Origin of the sequence: Necropsobacter rosorum, assembly GCF_964241405.1 — a bacterium.
Taxonomy (GTDB): domain Bacteria; phylum Pseudomonadota; class Gammaproteobacteria; order Enterobacterales; family Pasteurellaceae; genus Necropsobacter; species Necropsobacter rosorum.
The window spans coordinates 480,596-500,704 of sequence record NZ_CAXSXF010000002.1 but is presented as its reverse complement, the minus strand read 5'-3'; the positions used below and the strand labels follow the sequence as shown (position 1 = coordinate 500,704).

The 20,109-nt window shown below is 51.3% G+C and carries 15 protein-coding genes and 1 riboswitch; of the genes, 4 read left to right on the top strand and 11 right to left on the bottom strand.

Annotated features, from left to right (window positions below; translation table 11 throughout):
• The first annotated feature begins 56 nt into the window (after positions 1 to 56).
• On the top strand, positions 57 to 1,064 hold the full coding sequence (bioB, locus tag ACESOH_RS06255; RefSeq protein WP_373100382.1) for a biotin synthase BioB: 1,008 nt from the start codon (positions 57 to 59) through the stop codon (positions 1,062 to 1,064).
• Positions 1,065 to 1,255: 191 nt separating this feature from the next.
• Here the strand turns inward: bioB and ACESOH_RS06250 are convergent, their stop codons facing one another.
• On the bottom strand, positions 1,256 to 1,858 hold the full coding sequence (locus ACESOH_RS06250) for a peroxiredoxin C (RefSeq protein WP_032092978.1): 603 nt from the start codon (positions 1,856 to 1,858) through the stop codon (positions 1,256 to 1,258).
• Positions 1,859 to 2,022: 164 nt separating this feature from the next.
• On the opposite strand from ACESOH_RS06250, the gene metC reads away from it, so the two are divergent.
• Positions 2,023 to 3,216 (top strand): cystathionine beta-lyase, encoded by a 1,194-nt coding sequence (gene metC / locus ACESOH_RS06245; RefSeq protein ID WP_373100381.1) that lies wholly within the window; start codon positions 2,023 to 2,025, stop codon positions 3,214 to 3,216.
• A 114-nt stretch (positions 3,217 to 3,330) separates the two neighbouring features.
• Here the strand turns inward: metC and ACESOH_RS06240 are convergent, their stop codons facing one another.
• The 8 genes from ACESOH_RS06240 to ACESOH_RS06205 all read right to left on the bottom strand — a co-directional run bounded on the left by ACESOH_RS06240 (position 3,331) and on the right by ACESOH_RS06205 (position 11,808).
• The gene (locus ACESOH_RS06240; RefSeq protein ID WP_373100380.1) at positions 3,331 to 4,425 is read right to left on the bottom strand and encodes a metallophosphoesterase; all 1,095 of its coding nucleotides are present in this window, start codon (positions 4,423 to 4,425) and stop codon (positions 3,331 to 3,333) included.
• Positions 4,426 to 4,499: 74 nt separating this feature from the next.
• Positions 4,500 to 5,564 carry an ABC transporter substrate-binding protein gene (locus ACESOH_RS06235; RefSeq protein ID WP_032092975.1) on the bottom strand — a complete coding sequence of 355 codons (1,065 nt, stop codon included), beginning with the start codon at positions 5,562 to 5,564 and terminating at the stop codon, positions 4,500 to 4,502.
• 79 nt (positions 5,565 to 5,643) lie between these two features.
• A riboswitch (TPP riboswitch) is annotated at positions 5,644 to 5,734 on the bottom strand.
• A gap of 151 nt (positions 5,735 to 5,885) precedes the next feature.
• Positions 5,886 to 6,911 (bottom strand): ABC transporter substrate-binding protein, encoded by a 1,026-nt coding sequence (locus ACESOH_RS06230; RefSeq protein WP_373100379.1) that lies wholly within the window; start codon positions 6,909 to 6,911, stop codon positions 5,886 to 5,888.
• Positions 6,912 to 7,015: 104 nt separating this feature from the next.
• Positions 7,016 to 9,622 (bottom strand): bifunctional aconitate hydratase 2/2-methylisocitrate dehydratase, encoded by a 2,607-nt coding sequence (gene acnB, locus ACESOH_RS06225; RefSeq protein ID WP_373100378.1) that lies wholly within the window; start codon positions 9,620 to 9,622, stop codon positions 7,016 to 7,018.
• An 84-nt stretch (positions 9,623 to 9,706) separates the two neighbouring features.
• Positions 9,707 to 10,003: a YciI family protein gene (locus tag ACESOH_RS06220; RefSeq protein WP_032092972.1), complete on the bottom strand. Its 297-nt coding sequence runs from the start codon at positions 10,001 to 10,003 to the stop codon at positions 9,707 to 9,709.
• A gap of 10 nt (positions 10,004 to 10,013) precedes the next feature.
• The gene (gene yciA / locus ACESOH_RS06215; RefSeq protein WP_032092971.1) at positions 10,014 to 10,481 is read right to left on the bottom strand and encodes an acyl-CoA thioester hydrolase YciA; all 468 of its coding nucleotides are present in this window, start codon (positions 10,479 to 10,481) and stop codon (positions 10,014 to 10,016) included.
• An 8-nt stretch (positions 10,482 to 10,489) separates the two neighbouring features.
• Complete coding sequence (locus tag ACESOH_RS06210) at positions 10,490 to 11,038, bottom strand: septation protein A (protein ID WP_373100377.1); 549 nt, start codon at positions 11,036 to 11,038, stop codon at positions 10,490 to 10,492.
• Positions 11,035 to 11,808 (bottom strand): hypothetical protein, encoded by a 774-nt coding sequence (locus ACESOH_RS06205; protein WP_373100376.1) that lies wholly within the window; start codon positions 11,806 to 11,808, stop codon positions 11,035 to 11,037. The genes ACESOH_RS06210 and ACESOH_RS06205 overlap by 4 nt, the downstream gene beginning before the upstream one ends.
• A gap of 302 nt (positions 11,809 to 12,110) precedes the next feature.
• On the opposite strand from ACESOH_RS06205, the gene ACESOH_RS06200 reads away from it, so the two are divergent.
• The gene (locus ACESOH_RS06200) at positions 12,111 to 12,785 is read left to right on the top strand and encodes an OmpW/AlkL family protein (RefSeq protein WP_032092968.1); all 675 of its coding nucleotides are present in this window, start codon (positions 12,111 to 12,113) and stop codon (positions 12,783 to 12,785) included.
• Positions 12,786 to 12,928: 143 nt separating this feature from the next.
• Positions 12,929 to 15,994 carry a glycoside hydrolase family 2 TIM barrel-domain containing protein gene (locus ACESOH_RS06195; protein WP_373100375.1) on the top strand — a complete coding sequence of 1,022 codons (3,066 nt, stop codon included), beginning with the start codon at positions 12,929 to 12,931 and terminating at the stop codon, positions 15,992 to 15,994.
• Between the two features lie 102 nt (positions 15,995 to 16,096).
• On the opposite strand, the gene ACESOH_RS06190 is transcribed toward ACESOH_RS06195, so the two are convergent.
• Positions 16,097 to 18,742, bottom strand: coding sequence for a PqiB family protein (locus ACESOH_RS06190; protein ID WP_373100374.1), 2,646 nt, complete (start codon positions 18,740 to 18,742; stop codon positions 16,097 to 16,099).
• Positions 18,702 to 19,979: a PqiA/YebS family transporter subunit gene (locus ACESOH_RS06185; protein ID WP_373100373.1), complete on the bottom strand. Its 1,278-nt coding sequence runs from the start codon at positions 19,977 to 19,979 to the stop codon at positions 18,702 to 18,704. Before ACESOH_RS06185 ends, ACESOH_RS06190 begins: the two co-directional genes overlap by 41 nt.
• Positions 19,980 to 20,109 lie beyond the last annotated feature (130 nt).

Here is a 20,109-nt window from a genome sequence, read left to right as displayed (position 1 = left end):
CGAGTTTTTAAGTCTAAAATAGACCGCACTTTTACGCTAACGAACAAGGATGATTTATGACGACCACAACCATTCAAATCCCCTCGATTACGCCGCATCCTACGCTGGAATACTGGTCGGTGTGCAAAGTGGAAGCCTTATTTGAAACGCCGTTTTTAGAACTGGTTTATCGTGCCGCACAGGTGCATCGCCAACATTTCAATCCGCAGGCGATTCAGCTGTCCACCTTAATGTCGATTAAAACCGGCGGTTGTCCGGAAGATTGCGGTTACTGCCCGCAATCGGCGCGTTATCAGACCGGCGTGCAGAATCAGCAGTTGATTGATGTGGAACAGATTGTCGAAAAAGCCCGCATCGCCAAATCCCGCGGCGCGGCGCGTTTTTGCATGGGCGCCGCCTGGCGCGGGCCGAAACCGAAAGATATTGAAAAAATTACTACCATTATCAAAGCGGTGAAAGCCCTCGGCATGGAAACCTGCGGCACTTTCGGATTATTGCAGGACGGCATGGCGGAAGAGCTGAAAGATGCGGGGCTGGATTATTACAATCACAATCTGGATACCGCGCCGGAACATTACGGCAATGTAATCAGTACGCGTCAGTTCGACGATCGGATGAATACTTTGGGTAAAGTGCGCAAAGCCGGGCTGAAAGTTTGCTGCGGCGGCATTGTCGGAATGGATGAAACCCGCAAGGAACGGGCGGCGTTTATCGCCAGTCTGGCCAATCTGGATCCGCAGCCGGAATCGGTACCGATTAATCAGCTGGTGAAAGTGGAAGGCACGCCGCTGGCGGACGCCGCGGAGCTGGACTGGACGGAATTCGTGCGTACGGTGGCGGTCGCCCGTATTGTGATGCCGAAAAGTTATGTGCGTTTATCCGCCGGCCGGCAGGGAATGTCGGAAGAAATGCAGGCGATGTGTTTTATGGCCGGTGCGAATTCGATTTTCTACGGCGATAAATTGCTGGTGACTGAAAATCCGGAAGAAGACGGCGATCAGCTGCTGATGGCCAAACTGGATTTACAGCCGGAAACGGAGCAAAACCGCTCGGCGGCGGAGTGAATAAAGTAAAAAATGCGCCATCGCGACCATGGTAACATGGGCTATGCGGTTGTGCCGGAATATCAGCGACAGGCCGCCGCATTGCATCTGATTATGATGATTGGCCGGTTAAATCAAAAAATAACCCCCGCAGTAAGCGGGGGTTATTGATCAACGTCCTAATAAAATAATCTTAAACTACAATCCGTCGATTAAAGTTTGTCGGCGTTTTGTTTCAGGTATTTTGCGACACCTTCAGGGTTGTCTTTCATCCCTTCTTTGCCTTTTTCCCATTGCGCCGGGCAGACTTCGCCGTGTTCTTCGTGGAATTGCAGTGCGTCAACCATACGCAGCATTTCATCGATGTTACGGCCTAACGGCAGATCGTTAACCACTTGGTGACGAACTACGCCGTTTTTGTCGATTAAGAACGATGCGCGCAATGCCACGCCCGCCGCTGGGTGTTCAATTCCGTAAGCCTGGGCGATTTCGTGTTTAACGTCGCCGACTAACGCATATTGCACCTGACCGATACCGCCGTTTTCAGTCGGCGTGTTACGCCATGCGTTGTGGGTATATTGTGAGTCAATCGATACGCCGACAACTTCAACGCCGCGCGCCTGAAATTCTTTATAACGGTGATCGAAGGCGATCAGTTCGGACGGGCAAACGAACGTAAAATCTAATGGATAGAAGAAGACGACCGCCGCTTTACCTGCGATATGTTGTTTTAAATTGAAGTTATCAACGATTTCACCGTTGCCTAAAACTGCCGATGCGGTAAAATCCGGTGCTTGACGAGTCACTAATACCATAGTAAAAATCTCCTATTGAAAATGAATAAAAAATTTTGCCGTTAATTGAAAGAAAAGCAAAATTAACGGGTTTTATTGTAAAAAAACACACCGCAGTTTAATAGTCGATTTTGTCTATTAAACCGATTATCATAATCTTAAATTAAAAACGACAGGAACGAATTATGACGCATAAACATTCATTATCCACCGCATTGGTGCATGCCGGACGCAACAAACGGGTAACGCAGGGCAGTGTGAATCCGGTGATTCAGCGCGCTTCTTCTTTGGTATTTGAATCGCTGGAGGACAAACGGCAGGCGACCCGCAAGCGGGCGCAGGGCGGCCTGTTTTACGGGCGGCGCGGCACATTGACGCACTTTGCGCTGCAGGATCTGATGTGCGAGCTGGAAGGCGGCGCGGGTTGTTATCTCTATCCTTGCGGTGCGGCGGCAGTGACGAATAGTATTCTGTCTTTTGTCTCCAGCGGCGATCATGTGCTGATGACCGGTGCGGCTTATGAGCCGACGCAGGATTTCTGTCATATTATCTTGAAAAAAATGGGGGTGGAGACCACCTTTTATGATCCGCTGTGCGGCGCGGGCATCGCCGAGCTGGTGCAGCCGAATACCAAAGTGGTGTTTCTGGAATCGCCCAGTTCGCTGACCATGGAAGTTCCGGATATTCCAGCGATGGTGCGGGCGGTACGCAGTAAGAAACCCGACGCGGTAATTATGATCGATAACACTTGGGGCGGCGGAATATTATTTAAAGCGCTGGAACATGATATTGATATTTCCATTCAAGCCGGTACCAAATATCTGGTCGGGCATTCCGACGTGATGATCGGCACGGCGGTTGCCAATGCGCGCTGCTGGGATCAGCTGCGCGAACAGTCTTATTTAATGGGACAAATGGCGGATGCCGACAGCGCTTATACCACCGCCCGCGGTATCCGTACGCTGGGAGTGCGTTTAAAACAGCATGAGGCAAGCAGCATCGAGGTGGCACAATGGCTGGCGCAGCGGGAGGAAGTGAAAGCGGTTTATCATCCGGCGCTGCCGAGCTGCCCGGGACATGAGTATTTTGTCCGGGATTTCAGCGGTTCAAGCGGGCTGTTTTCATTTGAACTGCGACAAAAACTGACGCCGACCCAGCTGGAAAATTTTATGAATCATTTTGCACTGTTCAGTATGGCGTACTCTTGGGGCGGTTTCGAATCGCTGATTTTATATAATCAACCGGAGGATATTGCGCGCATCCGCCCGGGAATTCCGCGCAAATTAAGCGGCACCTTAATTCGCCTGCATATCGGGTTTGAGGATGTGGCGGAGCTGATCGCCGATTTGGAAGCGGGTTTTGCGCGGTTACAGGATTAATTAGACAAGGGGCGTGATTCGCCCCTTTTTTGTGCCTGTCGGCATAAAATCTGTTTTCACTGCCGACCGGAACGGCAAAAGTGCGGTGAAAATTTCGCCGGTTTCGCTGTGGCGCTACGGCGTGCCTTTCACATCAATAATCATCACTTCAGATTGCGAACCCAAACGCAGCGGAATGCCCCAGAAGCCGTAACCGGAGGTGACGAAAAAATGCCCGTTGCCGATTTTGGCATAGCCGTAATCCAAACGGTACATCAGCGAGGTAATCAGATTGGCGGGGAAAATCTGCCCCTTGTGGGTATGCCCCGACACTTGCAGATCAACGGGCAATTCGGCATGCAGGGCAATTTCCGTCGGACGGTGATCGAGCAAAAAGACCGGCAGGCGCGTATCGACGCCGTGCAGCAGTTGTGCGGTGCTCGGGCGATCGCCGAGCAGATCGTCATTGCGCCCGACTAGCACCATGCGGTTGTCCACCGGCAGGGTTTGATCCATTAACAAGGTAATGCCCGCCCGGCGGATTTCATGCGCGATAGCCTGTTGATGACCGAAAAAATCATGATTGCCGAGGGTGGCGTACACGCCCAGCGGCGCGCTCAGTTGCGCCAGATGAGGCCGCATGTTTTGCGCCAGATAGGCATCGGTGTTATCGTCCATGATATCGCCCGGCAGCAGAATCATATCCACGTTTTCCTCGTGCATAATCTGTGCCAGCCGATCCAATTGCCGGGCGCCGAACAGCGTGCCTAAATGCAAATCGCTCGCCACGCCGAGGCGTAACGGTTGCAGCGGTTTGTCGAGGGTGATTTGATAATGTCGCACTGTCGGCGTGTAGGCATTATAGACGCTCAGCCCGAGCAACCCCGCCAGTGCCGGCAGATAGGCAAGGCGTAAAGTGCGGTTCAGTTTGTCGCGGTTTACGTTATTGCGCAGCAGGCGGTAAATCAGCGCGGCAGCGATACTGATAAACGCGGCAAACAGCAGAAAAACCAGAATTAACGCGCTTAAACGGAACATCGGCTGAAGGCGGAACACGGTCAGCAGAATAATGCCGTTGGCCGCCAGATAATTAAAGATAGCGATAGCTCGGCGGGTTTTATGCCCGATTTTGCCGCTGAGAAGCCAGTACAGCGTGCGGTTGAACAGATGGATAAACAGCTGTAACAGGATAACCGAGACGGCAAAAATAATATAATGACGAAGTTCCATTGCTTTCCTTGCTTTCAAATGTAAAAAAGTGCGGTGATTTTAACCGCACTTTCGCTGAATTGAAAGCCGCAATCTTAGTTGAGCTTCACTTCGGTGAGCCATTTTTCGATTAAACGTTTGCTTTCCGTATCGGATCCGAAACGCTCGAAATCAAAATCAATCAGTTTCAGATCCTTCGGGTTGACGGAGTTCGGCGAGGCTTGAGCGTGAATGTTAGTCGGGATTTGATACATTTTCTCCTCGCGCCAGGCGATTTCCTGCGCGTCCGCCGTCAGCGCCCAATCCATAAACAGCTTGGCATTGTCCGGATTGCGTGCGCCTTTCAGAATGCTGATGCCGCCCAGCGAATAACTGTCGCCGTCACAAGGCAGAATGGCTTCCACCGGCGCGCCTTTTTCCTTTTCCGAGGCATAACCGTTCACAAAGCCGATCGTTACCGCCGCATCGCCGCGCGACAGATTGGATTTTTCCGTACCGCTTTTGGCATATTGCGAAATATTGTTGTGCAGCGCGTTTAAATAACGAAAGGCTTCTTCTTCGCCCCACAGCTGGATCAGCGTGGCGATAAAGGTATAGCCGGTGCCGGTATTGCGCGGGTCGGGCATTTGAATCTGATCTTTCAGGCGCGGATCGAGCAGGTCTTTCCAGCATCGAGGATAATCCCGAATGCCGAGTTGTTTGAATTTTTCCGTATTCACCCCGATGCCGAGCACGATAATATAACCGATGGCGGTGTAATCGCCTTTTTCTTCCAGCAGGCGTTTAAATTGCGGCATGGTTTCCGCCTGATAGGGGGAGCGGTAAGGTTGCAGCAGACCTAACTGGGCGGCCTGAAAGTGCGGTTCAATAGTACCGCCGTACCAGATGTCCGCTTGCGGCAGCGCCTGTTCCGCTTTGATTTTCGCAAGGGTCGCGCCGGTGCTGTTGCGTACGAATTTGGTGTCCACATGATATTTTTGGGCGAATGTTTTCACCATTTTTTCGCACACATTATGCTGCACGCTGCAATACACCGTCAGCTTGCCCGCCGCTTGTGCGCCGTTCAGCCCGGCAAAGGGCAGCCAGAATAATAAAAGCAGCCTGAACGGAATACGACGGCGTTGAGGGACAGTGATTGGTTTGGGAGAAAATAATTGCATAGTGTTTCCTTATATAAAAGATCGACCAGCAATATTGACGAAGCAGAACGGCAGATTCAACCTCCGCCAGCATAACGGCGGCGGTTTGCGATTAGTTTCCTACGTCAGTATTAACTGTATCAGGTTCACGGGTATGATCTCAGCTATTGCTAGCACCCCGACTAACGGTTGTTCAATGCGTCGATCATCACGGCACCGGTGCGGCAATGATCGACAGCGCTTTAGTATAATCGGCTTTGCTGAATTGTCAAAATCCGATGTGATGTTGTTCAACCGGCGTTGAGGCCGGCAATTTTATTATCCGGTTTGCGGCAGTCGGACTCAGTTGAGTTTCACTTCCCGCACCCAGCGTTCGATCAAGCGTTTTGCCTCCGCATCGGAGCCGAAACGGTCGAAATCAAACGGAATGAGATTTAACGCCTCGGGAGCGGGAGCATCCGGCGATAATTCGGCGTTGACGTTGGTCGGATACTGATAGATTTTCTCATCCTGTAGCGCCAGTTGCTGCGCTTCGGCACTTAATGCCCAGTCCATAAACAGTTTGGCATTGTCCAGATTGCGCGCATTGCGCAGAATACTGATTCCGCCCAGCGAATACGGCGTGCCTTCGCACAGCGTTTGCATCGTCACGGGGGCGCCTTTGGCTTTTTCCAGCGCATAACCGCTTAAAAAACCGATGCTCACCGCCACCTCGCCGCGTGAAAGCAGCGTTCGTTCCACCCCGCTTTTGGTATATTGGGAAATATTCTGATTAAGCGCTTTCAAATAGTCAAACGCCTTGTCTTCGCCCCATAATTGTACCGCGGCGGTTAAAAAGGTATAACCGGTGCCGGAGCTTCTCGGATCCGGCAGTTGAACCTGATTTTTCAGGCGCGGATCGAGCAGATCCCGCATACATTTGGGATAATCCGATATGCCGAGCTGACGCAGTTTTTCGTGGTTCATGCCGAGGCCGAAAATGATCATATAGCCGATGGAGGTGAATTCTCCTTTTTGGCGCATCAATTCCTGAAATACCGGCAGAATTTCCGCCTGACGGGGCGAACGGTAGGCGTGCAGCAAACCCAGCGCACCGGCCTGAAAGTGCGGTTCAATGGTGCCGCCGTACCAGACATCTGCCTGCGGCAGGGATTGCTCGGATTTGATTTTCGCCAACGCGGCGCCGGTGCTGTGGCGCACGAAGCGAGTGTCAACCTGATATTTTTGGCCGAAAACGTTTGCCACCCGTTCGCATACGTCATATTGCATGCTGCAATAGAGGGTGAGTTTTCCCGCCGCCTGTGCCGGGTTGGTATGGATGAATCCGAAAAGCATGGCCAGCGTAGCCAGAATCGATGTCCTTGTCATGGTGTTTATCCTTAAATGTTATCGCGTTGTGCGGTGCACTAAAAAAGTGCGGTGAAAATAACCGCACTTTGCTTTAAAGAGATAAGCTGAGACAGCCAATCGTGTTATACCGTAGTTTGAAAGATCACTTCATCGGCTTTTTTGGTGTAGCTGCCGATTTGATCGAAGTTCATATAACGGTAGGTGTCGTCCTTATCCTGCTGCAAATCCGCCGCGTAAGACAGGTATTCTTCCGGAGTCGGCAGTTTGCCCAGCAAGGCCGAAACCGCCGCCAGTTCGGCGGACGCCAGATAAACGTTCGCGCCTTGTCCTAAGCGGTTCGGGAAATTGCGGGTGGAGGTGGACACCACGGTGGCATGATTGGCGACGCGTGCCTGGTTGCCCATACACAGGGAACAACCGGGAATTTCCACGCGCGCGCCGCTTTTGCCGAAGATGCTGTAATAGCCTTCTTCCGTCAGCAGGGCTGCATCCATTTTGGTCGGCGGCGCGACCCACAGGCGGGTCGGGATCATGCCTTTGAATTTCGCCAGTAATTTGCCTGCGGCACGGAAGTGACCGATATTGGTCATACAGGAACCGATAAACACCTCGTCGATCTTGTCGCCCTGCACCTCGGACAATAAGCGGGCATCGTCGGGATCGTTCGGGGCGCATAAAATCGGTTCTTTGATGTCGTTCAAATCGATTTCGATCACCGCGGCGTATTCGGCATCGGGATCCGCTTCTAAAAGTTGCGGGTCGGCAAGCCATTTTTCCATTCCTTTGATGCGCCGTTCCAGCGTTCTGCGATCGCCGTAACCTTCGGCGATCATCCATTTCAGCAGAACGATATTGGAGTTGAGATATTCGATGATCGGCGCTTTATCCAGCTTAATGGTACAGGCCGCTGCCGACCGTTCCGCCGAGGCGTCGGACAGTTCGAACGCCTGTTCCGCTTTTAAGTGCTCCAGCCCTTCGATTTCCAGAATCCGGCCGGAGAAAATATTTTTCTTGCCTTTTTTCTCCACCGTGAGCAAGCCCTGCTGAATGGCATAATAAGGAATGGCGTGTACCAGATCGCGCAGGGTAATGCCCGGTTGCATTTCGCCTTTAAAGCGAACCAGCACCGATTCCGGCATATCCAGAGGCATCACGCCGGTCGCCGCGGCAAAGGCGACCAAGCCGGAACCGGCCGGGAATGAAATACCGATCGGGAAACGGGTATGCGAATCGCCGCCGGTGCCGACAGTATCCGGCAACAGCATGCGGTTTAACCAGGAATGGATAATACCGTCGCCCGGTCTTAACGAGACACCGCCGCGGTTCATAATAAAATCCGGCAGCGTGTGCTGGGTGACGACATCCACCGGTTTCGGATAAGCGGCGGTATGGCAGAAAGACTGCATCACCAAATCGGCGGAAAAACCCAGACAGGCGAGATCTTTTAATTCGTCGCGGGTCATCGGCCCGGTGGTATCCTGTGAGCCGACGGAGGTCATATGCGGTTCGCAATATTGCCCGGGACGAACACCCGCCACACCGCAGGCCCGGCCGACGATTTTCTGCGCCAGCGTAAAGCCTTTTTTACTGTCTTGCACGGCATGCGGTTTGGCGAATACGTCGCTTTCTTCCAGCCCCAGCGTTTGACGTGCTTTATGGGTTAAGCCGCGCCCGATAATCAGCGGAATACGTCCGCCGGCGCGCACTTCATCCAGCAAGACGTCGGTTTTCAGGCGGAATTCGGCCAGCACCTCATCGCTGTCGTGGCGGCAGATTTTGCCCTGATAGGGATAAATATCAATAACATCGCCCATTTCCAGATTGCTGACATCCACTTCGATCGGCAATGTGCCGGCATCTTCCAGCGTGTTAAAGAAAATCGGGGCGATTTTGCCGCCTAACACCACGCCGCCGGCGCGCTTGTTCGGCACATGGGGAATGTCTTCGCCCATAAACCACAATACCGAGTTGGTAGCGGATTTGCGCGATGAGCCGGTGCCCACCACATCGCCCACATAAGCAAGCGGGTAGCCTTTTTGTTTTAAGGCTTGCAATTGTGTGATCGGGCCGATATTGCCGTCGTCATCGGGCCGGATACCGTCGCGGGCGTTTTTCAGCATAGCCAGCGCATGCAGCGGAATATCCGGGCGCGACCAGGCATCCTGCGCCGGTGAAAGATCATCCGTATTGGTTTCGCCGCTGACTTTAAAAACCGTCACCGTGAGCTTTTCCGCTAACGGCGGGCGTGACAAAAACCATTCGGCGTCCGCCCAAGACTGTAGCACGTGGCGGGCATGTTCATTACCTTGCGCGGCGCGTTCGGCGACATCATGGAAATTATCAAACATTAAGAGGGTGGCGGAAAGGGCTTTAACGGCATAGGGCGCGAGTTTTTCATCATCAAGTGCGGTCAGTAACGGCTCAATATTGTAACCGCCCTGCATTGTTCCCAATAATTCGACCGCACTTTCGGGCGAAATCAGTGGCGAGGCGGTTTCCGCGCGGAGAATGGCCGCTAAAAATGCCGCTTTGACATAGGCCGCCTCGTCCACCCCGGCGGGAATGCGGTCGGTAAATAATTCGAGTAAGGTTTGTTCGGTTCCCGGCGGCGGATCTTTGAGTAATTCCACCAGTTGTGCGGTTTGTTCTGCGTCCAGTGGTTTCGCTACGACGCCCTGCGCGGCGCGTTCGTCCGCATGTTGTTGGTAAGTTTGTAGAAAGTCTGACATAGCGTTTTTCCTTGTTGTTGAGTTTGCATTAGGGGTTAGGAAAGCGTGTTTTCCCGGCTAACGGGAGAGTGCCGGGTCAAGCGGTTAAAATACTTTCTTAAAGGGTTTGACGATCACCTCGCCATAGACGCCGGCTTCAACATAAGGATCCTGAGCGGCCCAAGCCTGAGCCGCAGCCAGACTGTCGAATCGGGCGATTACGGTCGAGCCGGTAAAGCCCGCGTCGGCCGGATTTTCATCGTCGATTGCCGGATTCGGTCCGGCGGTCAGTAAGCGGTTTTGCGCCTGCAGAGCTTTCAGCCGTGCGAGATGTTGTTCGCGAACGGCCAGCCGCTGAGCCAGCGTATTGGGGTTATCTTGTGCGAAAATGACATAGTACATGCTGTTCTCCTTATGGTTGCGCCTGTTCGGCAATATGTGCTAATGCTTTTTCCAGTTCCGGATTGTTTTCGCGCGGAATCGCGCGCGGCGCGCCTTGCGGATCCACTGCGACAAAAGTAAAGACTGCTTCGGTGACGCAGTAGCGTTCGCCGATAGGTTCGCTGGCGACTTTTTTCGCCCATACTTCGATTTTTATCTGAATGGAGGAGCGCCCGACTTTGACGCATTCGCCGTAACAGCAAACCACATCGCCGACCGCAATCGGGCGGATAAAGGTCATGCTGTCCACCGCGACGGTTACGACCCGCCCGTGAGCGATTTCTTTCGCCAGAATGGCACCGCCCATATCCATTTGCGACATAATCCAGCCACCGAAAATATCGCCGGCGGCATTGGTGTCCGACGGCATTGCCAGCGTTCTTAATAAAAGACTGCCTTTTGAATGACGGCCCGTCGTGGTTTCAATAAAATCTGACATGATGCTTCCTATTGTTTTTCTTTATTGTCCGCTTTCGGCAGGTAACGATAAATATACACGCCGGTTGCCAGCGTCGCTATAAACGTCATCCCCAGAATGCCGAAGGTTTTAAAATCCACCCAAATATCGTCGGAAAAATACCGGCTGATGAAGATATTAACCAGCATGCACAGGATAAAAAAGCCGACCCAGCCCAGATTCAGATTCTCCCATGCCTGCTGAGGCAGTTCAATCTCTTTGCCCAGTAATTGTTTAATCAGCGGCTTTTTAAAACCGTATTGACTAATAAGCAGCGCCAAAGCAAAGACGGCGTACACCACGGTGACTTTCCATTTCAAAAATTCAAGTTCGTTGAAATAAGCGGTCAGCGTCCCGAAAAAGACCACCGCAACGCCCATCACCAGCTGCTGTTTTTCGATTTTACCGTATTTGAGCTTCAGTACAACCAGCTGAATAACCGTTGCGATAATTAAGGTCAGTGCCGCTTCACGGATACCGACCAGCTTATAAACGGCGAAAAATAAAATCAGCGGAATAAATTCTAATAATTGTTTCATGCCTGAGCCTTTTGCATAAATAAAGTATAAAAGCGATAACTGAAGATTAATGAAAAGACGTTAATCGCCGAAATAATAAATGAAATAACGATATCGAACAGCATATTGTCGCTCAACGCCGCAATATTTCTGACGATAAGCGGCAGGGCGAAGTAAATCAGTAAACAGTAAATAAATAACACACCGGTTCGTTTAAAACCGCTCAGCCAGATGACTTTCAGGGTTTGCGCCAGCCCCGTTTGCGTGATCAGATAATGGACGGTGGCAAGATTCAGGCGGATAAAAATGAAGATTCCCAGCGTAATGGTGAAAACGGAAAACAGCGAAGGGGCGTTTTTGCCGATCAGCGCGACCAGCGATTCCGCCAATCCGATGACCAGCGGAAAGACAATGATCAGGTTAATGAAAAATACCCCGGCAAAACGTTTTGCCGTCATATTGAGCGTTTGGCCGAGTGACAGCCTGCGGCGTTCGCTTAATTGATGAAAGGTCATGATGCCCCAGCAGGAAATAAACAGATTCAGCAGCACCTGAACCACGCCGAGTACCACAATGTCTTTACTGAGCATAAGATTGCCGACGACCTCAAGATCCGCCGCGTTGGAACCCGCCTCATCCGGCATGATATTGGCCGGCAGCAGGTTTGACGCCAGCAGATTAACGGCAAACGCGACAACAAAGAAAAAGGCGCTGAATTGCAGCGTAATCTTTTGCTGATTACGCATAAAGTTCCAGCTGTCCTGAAAGATTTGCGTGAAATTAATTGGCATTATCTCGATCCGAATTGTGAATAAAATGTAATGCCGGCATTATACAACGTTTGCGCCGAATTGCACAAAAATGATGATTTTTGCGTTAGATCAAATAAATGACATTGTCCGACAATGAAAAAACTGTGTAAAGTGCGGTTTAAAATGATTTAACAAATTTTTTAAAATTTGATCTCCGTCACGAAAAAGCTAATCATAAAGTGGTATATTGCACGGCGTCATAAATAGACACAAATTCTATATGGGTATATCGCCCTTTTCAGATAAAAACATTTATTTTTTGAATATAGAGGAATTCATATATGAAAAAAACTGCATTAGCATTGGGTATGGCGGCAGCGTTGGTTGCCGGTTCGGTCAGCGCACATGAAGCGGGAAGTGTTATCGGCCGTTTGGGTGGCGTGTTCGTGTATGCCAACTCGGATTCGACCACGCAAAACCCGAATAAAAACGGCGCGCATGTCGATGTCAATCTGGACGTGAAAAACAATCAGCAGCTGGGATTAACCGCCACCTATATGCTGACCGATAATATCGGGGTGGAATTATTGGGCGCAACGCCGTTCTCGCACAAAATTAACGCGCAGGCGGTAGTCAACGGTAAGGTTGCGGCTTATCTTCCGAATGCGGTAAAAGTGAAACAGTTACCGCCGAGCCTGTATGCGCAGTATTATTTTCTGGATAAGGATGCCGGTTCTCGCCCGTATATCGGCGCTGGTCTGAACTATACCCGTTTCTTCGGCGCAAAAGCGCTGGATCCTAACGTTACCAATTTAGAGGTGAAAAAACATTCCTTCGGGCCGGTCGTGAACGCCGGTATCGATATTAAGCTGGCGGACAATGTGTATTTTAATACCGCGGTGTGGTACACCCATATTAAAACAACGGCTAAATTTAGCGCACTGGGTTTGGATCACGAAGTGAAAATCAAACTGGATCCGTTAGTGTTCTTTGCCGGTCTGGCATATCGCTTCTAATGTCGGCATGACATACTGCAAGGCTTATTCGCGGAATAAGCCTTTTGTTTGTGATACCGTTCACAGTTTTTCCGTCCCGGCGGGATTTCGGCGTTAAAAGTACGTTATAGTGCCGTCATCCGTTGTCTGCCGAGGAACCGCTCATGGTCTTACCGAATTATTTTCAGAACCCGCAGATTCTGCATGTCAATACCACGCCGCATCACGCTTATTTTATTCCTCACCGCAGTGTGGAAAGTGCGGTGAAAAATCCGCGCGAATTATCCGCCTGTTTTATGGATTTAAACGGCGACTGGGGTTTTCGTTATTTTGACAGCTACTGGGATATGCCGGCGGATTTTCTGACCCAGCCTATGGAGGCTCGCATACCGGTGCCCGCCAACTGGCAGAATTACGGTTACGACCGTCACCAATATAGCAATGTCAATTATCCTTTCCCGTTTGACCCGCCTTATGTGCCGCAGCAAAATCCGTGCGGGCTGTATCGGCGGCATTTTTACCTTGAACCGCAAGGCGATAAGCGCTACCTGCTGAATTTCGAAGGGGTGGACAGCTGCCTGTTTTTATACGTTAACGGGCAGTTTGTCGGCTATAGCCAGATAAGCCATTGCACGTCGGAATTTGAGATTACCGATTATCTGCTGAGCGGCGAAAACCGTCTGGATGTGGCGGTGCTGAAATGGTGCGACGGCAGTTATCTGGAAGATCAGGACAAATTCCGGATGTCCGGCATTTTCCGCGATGTGTATCTGCTGGAACGGGATCGGCATTATGTACAGGATTTTTTTATTCAAACCGAGCTGTCGGCGGATCTGGAAAGTGCGGTGCTGAAAATCGACGTTTCTTTCGCCGGTTTACCTGCAATGCCGCAAACCCGCGAAATCAGCTGGCAGCTGAGTGACCCGCAAGGCGAAGTGCTGTTGGCGGCGGTGACGGAAAAACAGTTTGAATTTACCCTGCATAAAGTGGAATTGTGGCATGCGGAAGCGCCGCGGCTTTATACGCTGTTGTTCCGCTGCGGAACGGAAGTGATTTGCCAGCGTATCGGTTTTCGCCGCATTGAGGTGCGCGACGGCGTGCTGTTGCTGAACGCACGGCCGATTAAATTTAAAGGCGTCAATCGTCACGACAGCGATCCGAAAACCGGCTATTGTATCAGCCGTGCGCAGGCGCTGGAGGATTTGCGCCTGATGAAACGGCATAACTTCAACGCAATCCGTACCGCCCATTATCCCAATGCGCCGTGGTTTGCGGAATTATGTGATCAATACGGTTTTTATCTGATCGCCGAAGCGGATATCGAAAGTCACGGCAGTAATGCGGTATATGTAAAACATGCGGAAAGCAGCATTCTGCTCGCGGCCAAACCGCCGGCGGATCAAGCCCAAGTGCGTCAGCAAATGATTGATAATTATTGTTATATGGCGCGCGACCCGGCATTTAACGCAGCGATTTTAGACCGCACTTGCGCCAATGTGCAGCGCGATAAAAACCGTCCCTCGGTGGTGATTTGGTCGCTGGGCAACGAAAGCGGCTACGGCGAGAATTTCGAGGCGGCGGCGCAATGGATTAAAACGTTTGATCCGAGCCGTTTGGTGCATTATGAAAATGCCGTTTTCCAGCATTCGGCACATCGCAACGATTGTTCGAATTTAGATCTGCACAGCGAAATGTACACCTCGACTGAAGAGATGGCGGCTTATTTTGCGGACCGGCGTAACCGCAAACCCTATCTGTTATGCGAATATCTGCACGCCATGGGCAATTCCTGCGGCGATGCGGAGGATTATTTTCAGGCGATGCAGCAATATCCCGGCGCCTGCGGCGGTTTTGTGTGGGAATGGTGCAATCATTCGCCTTATTTGCCCGCTTCCGAACGTATGGGCTATGGCGGCGATTTCGGCGAAAATATGCACGACGGCAATTTCTGCGCCGACGGGCTGGTCACTGCGGATCGGCGGGTTCAGAGCAGTCTGCTTGAACTGAAAAACGTCCAGCGCCCGTTGCGGGCAAGGCTGACCGAGCAGGGTGTCGAGCTGAAAAATTATCTGGATTTTACCGACAGCCAAGATTTTATCGCCCTGCATTACCGCCTGTCGGAAAACGGCATTGTCACCGAAGAAGGCTATCTGGATAACCTACAAATTGCGCCGCAACAGACCGCACTTTTGCCGCTGAAATTGCCGCAGGATAACGGCAGTTTATGGCTGCTGGATTTAATCTATTATCAGAAATACGCCACCCCGCTGGTGGAGAAAAATCATCAACTGGGGTTTGATCAACTGGCCTTGTTCGGGCGCAGAATGCTGCCGAGAATGTTGGCACCGCCGCAGGCAGGGCGTTTCCGGCGTTTTCGCATTGAGGAAAGCGCCGCCACGCTGAGCATACAAAGCGAAAAAGTGCGGTATGTTTTTGATAAGAAAAAAGGCATTTTAACTCAGCTGATTTATCGGCAAAACAGCATCCTGCAACAGCCGCTGGATTTTAATATCTGGCGTGCGCCGCTGGATAACGATGGTTTGATTAAAGCCCATTGGATTGAGGCGGGTTATCATCAGGCTTATAGCCGCGCTTATGCATGTGAGTACCGACAGCAGGCGGGGCAGGTGATTGTGCGGGTAAAAAGTGCGTTGGTTGCGGTGGCGAAAGCGCGCATTGTCAGCTTAACGGTAGTTTATCGGCTGGATGCCGATGGCGGTTTGCGGATTGAAATTCAGGCGCAAAAAGCACCGCACTTACCGTTTCTGCCGCGCTTCGGGCTGCGTTTTTATCTGCCGGCGGAGTTTGCTCAAACGGAATATTTCGGCTACGGGCCTACAGAAAGCTATATTGACAAACATCATGCCGCCGGACTCGGTTTTTATCGAACCACTCCGCGGCAAAATCATCAGCCTTATTTAAAACCGCAGGAAAACGGCAGTCATTACGGCTGTTCGTTGGTTAAAGTGCGGTCGGAAAATACGACGCTTCATATTTGTGCCGAGCAGCCGTTCAGCTTTAATCTGTCACCTTATACGCAGGAAGAACTGGCATCTCAAAGGCATAATGACGAGCTGACGGAAAGCGGCTATACGCTGTTGTGTGTGGATTATAAAATGAGCGGCATCGGCTCCAACTCCTGCGGCCCGGCGCTGAAAACGCCGTATCGTTTAGCGGAAACGGCATGGCGGTGCGCCTTTGATATTCGGCTGCTTGAGCCGGCGGATTGAATCTGGCTTTTTCCGCTTCCGCGCGGCATGCTGACAGGGCAATTTGTTGATTTCTGCGATGCCGCCGATAATCGAAGAGGGGCGGATTATCCGCCCGTAAGATTAATTTTCCAATACGCCGGAATTCCAGTTCGGCGCCTCTTTCGGCCGTTTTATCTGCAATAAGAAATGCTGATTCGGTTTGGCCTGCGGCTGTATCACCGTGCCTGACGGCGTGGAGAATGCAATGCCGCCTTTCAGTAATTGCTGCATTGAACCGGTATTGATGGAAAGGCCGTTTAAGCCCAGCTCCATGCCGTAACCGGCGGCAATCCAGAATTCCGAATTCTGGCGAACCAGCTGTTTATGTTGGTCGGCGATTAAAATATGCACAAACACCCGATCGCCCAGTCTGTTCAGTTCTAGCGAGCGGATTGTGCCGACCTGCACGCCGCGGTACATCACCGGCGAGCCGGCCGTAATATTGGTGGCATCGGTGGTTTCCAGCACCAGCGGGAAACCGTTGCCGTATTTATTGTTAGCCGGCGCGGACTGGGCCAGACGGAATTCCGTTTTTCGGTTGCCGCCGTTGGTTTCCACATCAATATACGGTTGCAGCAGACTGTCCAGATTTTCGATGCCGCCGGCGGAAATCTGTGGTGAAATCAGGCGGAATTTGCTGCCTTCTTTAGCGATAAGCGCCATGTAATTCGGGTTAATCAGAGCGGTGGCGATAATTTTATGTTCTTTTGACAAACGAATCTGGTCGATTTCGCCCACGTTTAATCCCATATAGCGCAGACTCATGCCTTTGCTCAGATTGGTGGCGTCTTCCGCGGTTAACGTAATTACCTGACCTGCGGATTTGGCGCGCAGTTCGTTCGGATACAGGGTTTTATTGCCGCCCGAACCGCTGTTGTCGAAGCTGATGGCGCCTTTCAGCGAGCGTCCCACCGGGGAAGCCTGAATGCTGATGCCCTTCGGCGTGATGTCGATTTGCGCCGCACTTTCCACCCAGAACAGGCTTTTTGCCGTCAGCAGATGTTGGTATTTCGGATAAATAAGCACATCAATATCGAAATGACTGCTGGTCGGGCGGATATCCAGAATTTTGCCCACTTCAAACTGACGATACAGCACCAGCGAGCCTTTGCTGATACTCGGCAGGGTTTTAGTGGTCAGGGTAATGCTGGGTGCCGGCTGATTGTCGGTAATGCCGGCTTCCGCGTTGGCTAAATCCCGGTACAGCGGGTAACTTTCCCGCGCGTTGCCCCGTTTATTGCCGCTGATAAGGCGGATGCCGCCCTGCAGCCATTTTTCCGGCGAAGCGGCTTCCATACGCAAACCGTCCACGCCGAAACTGACCTCGAAATTCGACGCTGCAATAAACAGAGTATCCTGATGAATCAGTGAACGGAAATCGCCGGCAATCGCCACTTTGAAGGTAACGCCGTCGGGCCGGACATCCTGACTGATGATTTGACCGATGGTCATATTATTGTAATAAATGCCCTGACCTTCGCTGATGCCGTAGGTTTCCGCGGCGGTGAGGTGGACAATCAGCGTATCCGGCTGTTTGAGCAGCAATTCGCTTTCTTTGATAACGGTGAACTCGGTTTTTTCTTCTCCGCCGCCCGGAATCACGTCGAGATACTGACCGCGCAGAATTTTCTTAAAGTTGGTAATATCGCCCAGATTCGGCTTTTGGTTGCGCAGCACGATATTGGTGCCGGCTTTAAATAAATCAGCATTGTGCGGGTCGATCAGCAGCTTACCGGTCAGAATTTTATCGTCATTTTCCACCGCACTTAATTCCGACAGCACGCCGATTTGCACATCCTGCGCATACACACTGGTCTGTCCGGCCTGTAAATCCGGCGTATTCGGCAGCGAAACCGTAATCTCCACGCCGCGTTTCGCCGCCTGTAAGTTGGAATACAGGGTATAGCGTTCGTTGCTTTGCGCCGGTGCGCTGTTGGCCGGCGAGTCGAAAGCGACGGCGCCCTGAACCACCGCATTCAGGCTGTCCACATTGACATGCATGCCGTAAAGCCCGACGGTGGCGTTAATGCCGCTGACATTCCAGAAATGGCTGTCTTTTTTAACGAACTGGGTATAGGCCTTATCGATCACGACATCAATTTCGATTTTTTTCTGATCTTTGGTGAAGCGGTAATCATAAATTTTACCCGCCGGGATCTTTTTAAAATAAACCGATGCGCCGATCGAAATAGAACCCAGATCATCGGCCAGCAGATGAATCAGCAGGTCGCCGTCGTTAACCTGTGCGATCGGGCCTTCGCTTTCTGCCACGAATTCGTCTTCCTCTTCGCCGTCTCCCGGCTGTAGCGTGATGTAGTTACCGGAAACCAGCGCATCAATGCCGGAAATGCCCGCCAGCGATGCGCTTGGGCGTACCAGCCAGAATTTGGTGTTTTTGCGTAATACGGTTTTCGCTTCCGGGTAAATATTGGCGACCACTTCGACTTTTTTCAGATCTTCGGTAAAGTTGACTTTTTTGACAATCCCGATCTGTAATCCCTGATAACGAATCTGCGTTTTATCCGCCACTAAGCCGTCGCCGTTATCAAAGGTGATTTTTATGCTGTTACCCTGTTCCTGGACGATCTGAAAAAATAAAATCGCCCCGATACAAAATGCGACGAAAGGCAGCAGCCAGAACGGCGAGATATGTCTGTTCTGGCGGATTGTGGCGGTCATTTTGGTTTCATTGTCCCGGCTGGCGTGGGTTTGATTGTTGTCTGTCATAAATTTTCCAAAGTAAACGGCTGTCGAATTGTGACGCTGAAATCATGGTTAAAAATACCGCCGCGCCGAAATAAAAGGCGGCGGGGCCTACGGAAAAATCAATAATCTGCCCGCGGGTGACCAATGACATCATCAGCGCCAGCACAAATAAATCCAGCATCGACCAGCGTCCGACGAAATGTACGATATGCAGTAACCGCATCTGGCGCCGGATAGGCTGTTTGAGATTAAAGTGTACACAAATCAGCAAATACAGCAAAATAAATATTTTGCTGACCGGAATGAAAATACTGGCGGTAAATACCACGAAAGCGACAAAGTAGCTGCCTGATTCGACAAATGAAATAACGCCCGACATCAGCGTGCTGGCGGAGGCTGCGCCGTTGAGATAAATCACCGAAATCGGCAGCAGATTGGCGGGGAACATCATGATAATGCCCGCAATCAATGTCGCCCAGGTACGCTGTAGCTTAATTTCCGGCGGTGTGTCCAGCCGGCTGTCACAACGCGGACAGTGCGGTCGGTGTTTTTTGTCGAAAAGCGGCGTACGGAATGTATATTGGCATTCCGTACACAGGCAGGGCGCCTGCGGCGGCAGACGGGTCAGCAGGCGTTGCTGCGGATAAAAGTCGTTCCATAGTGCATTGAGGTTCAGTTTAATAAACAGCAGCGTAGTCAGCAGTGCGGTAAACACAAACGCGATCAAATAAATATCCACTTGCAACGTGGCATATTCACGCACCTTAAACATGGTGACGCCGAGGGCGACCAGATACACGTCGAACATTACCCAGGGCTTGATATAACCCAATGCCAGCAGCACTTTGCGCGGTTTCAGCCCGATGAGCTGCGCCAGACGTAATAATATCACCAGCAAGGCAAACGCAATGGGCATAAACACCGCACAGAAAAAAATCATAAACGCCGTATAAGGATAGCCCTGGGTTGCCATTTTCCATACGCCCTGCCAGACCGAAGCGTCGATTCGGGTGCCGAGCAAATCAATACTCAGCAGCGGATAGTTCAGTGCGAAAGGCATCAAAATTAAAATAGACAGCGCAATCATGGCGCAGCGGTGTAATCCCCAGCGGCTGCCGGAACTGAGCGTATTATGACAGCGCGGGCATTCGGCATGCTGATTCGGCGCCAATGCGGATACGGCTACCGTCGCATCACAGTTTGCGCAGGATGCGATATGATATTTGGCATATTGTAAGTGAACCGGTGCTTTTGCCATGAATGTTGTCTGTTAATTGCCTTCGTAAGGGATCGCATTTTATACCGAGTTGACTTTTTTTCAAATAAAGCCGCTTAATTTCGCATGAAATGCTGATTCTCTCGGATCAAAGAATTGTCATTGTCGCGTA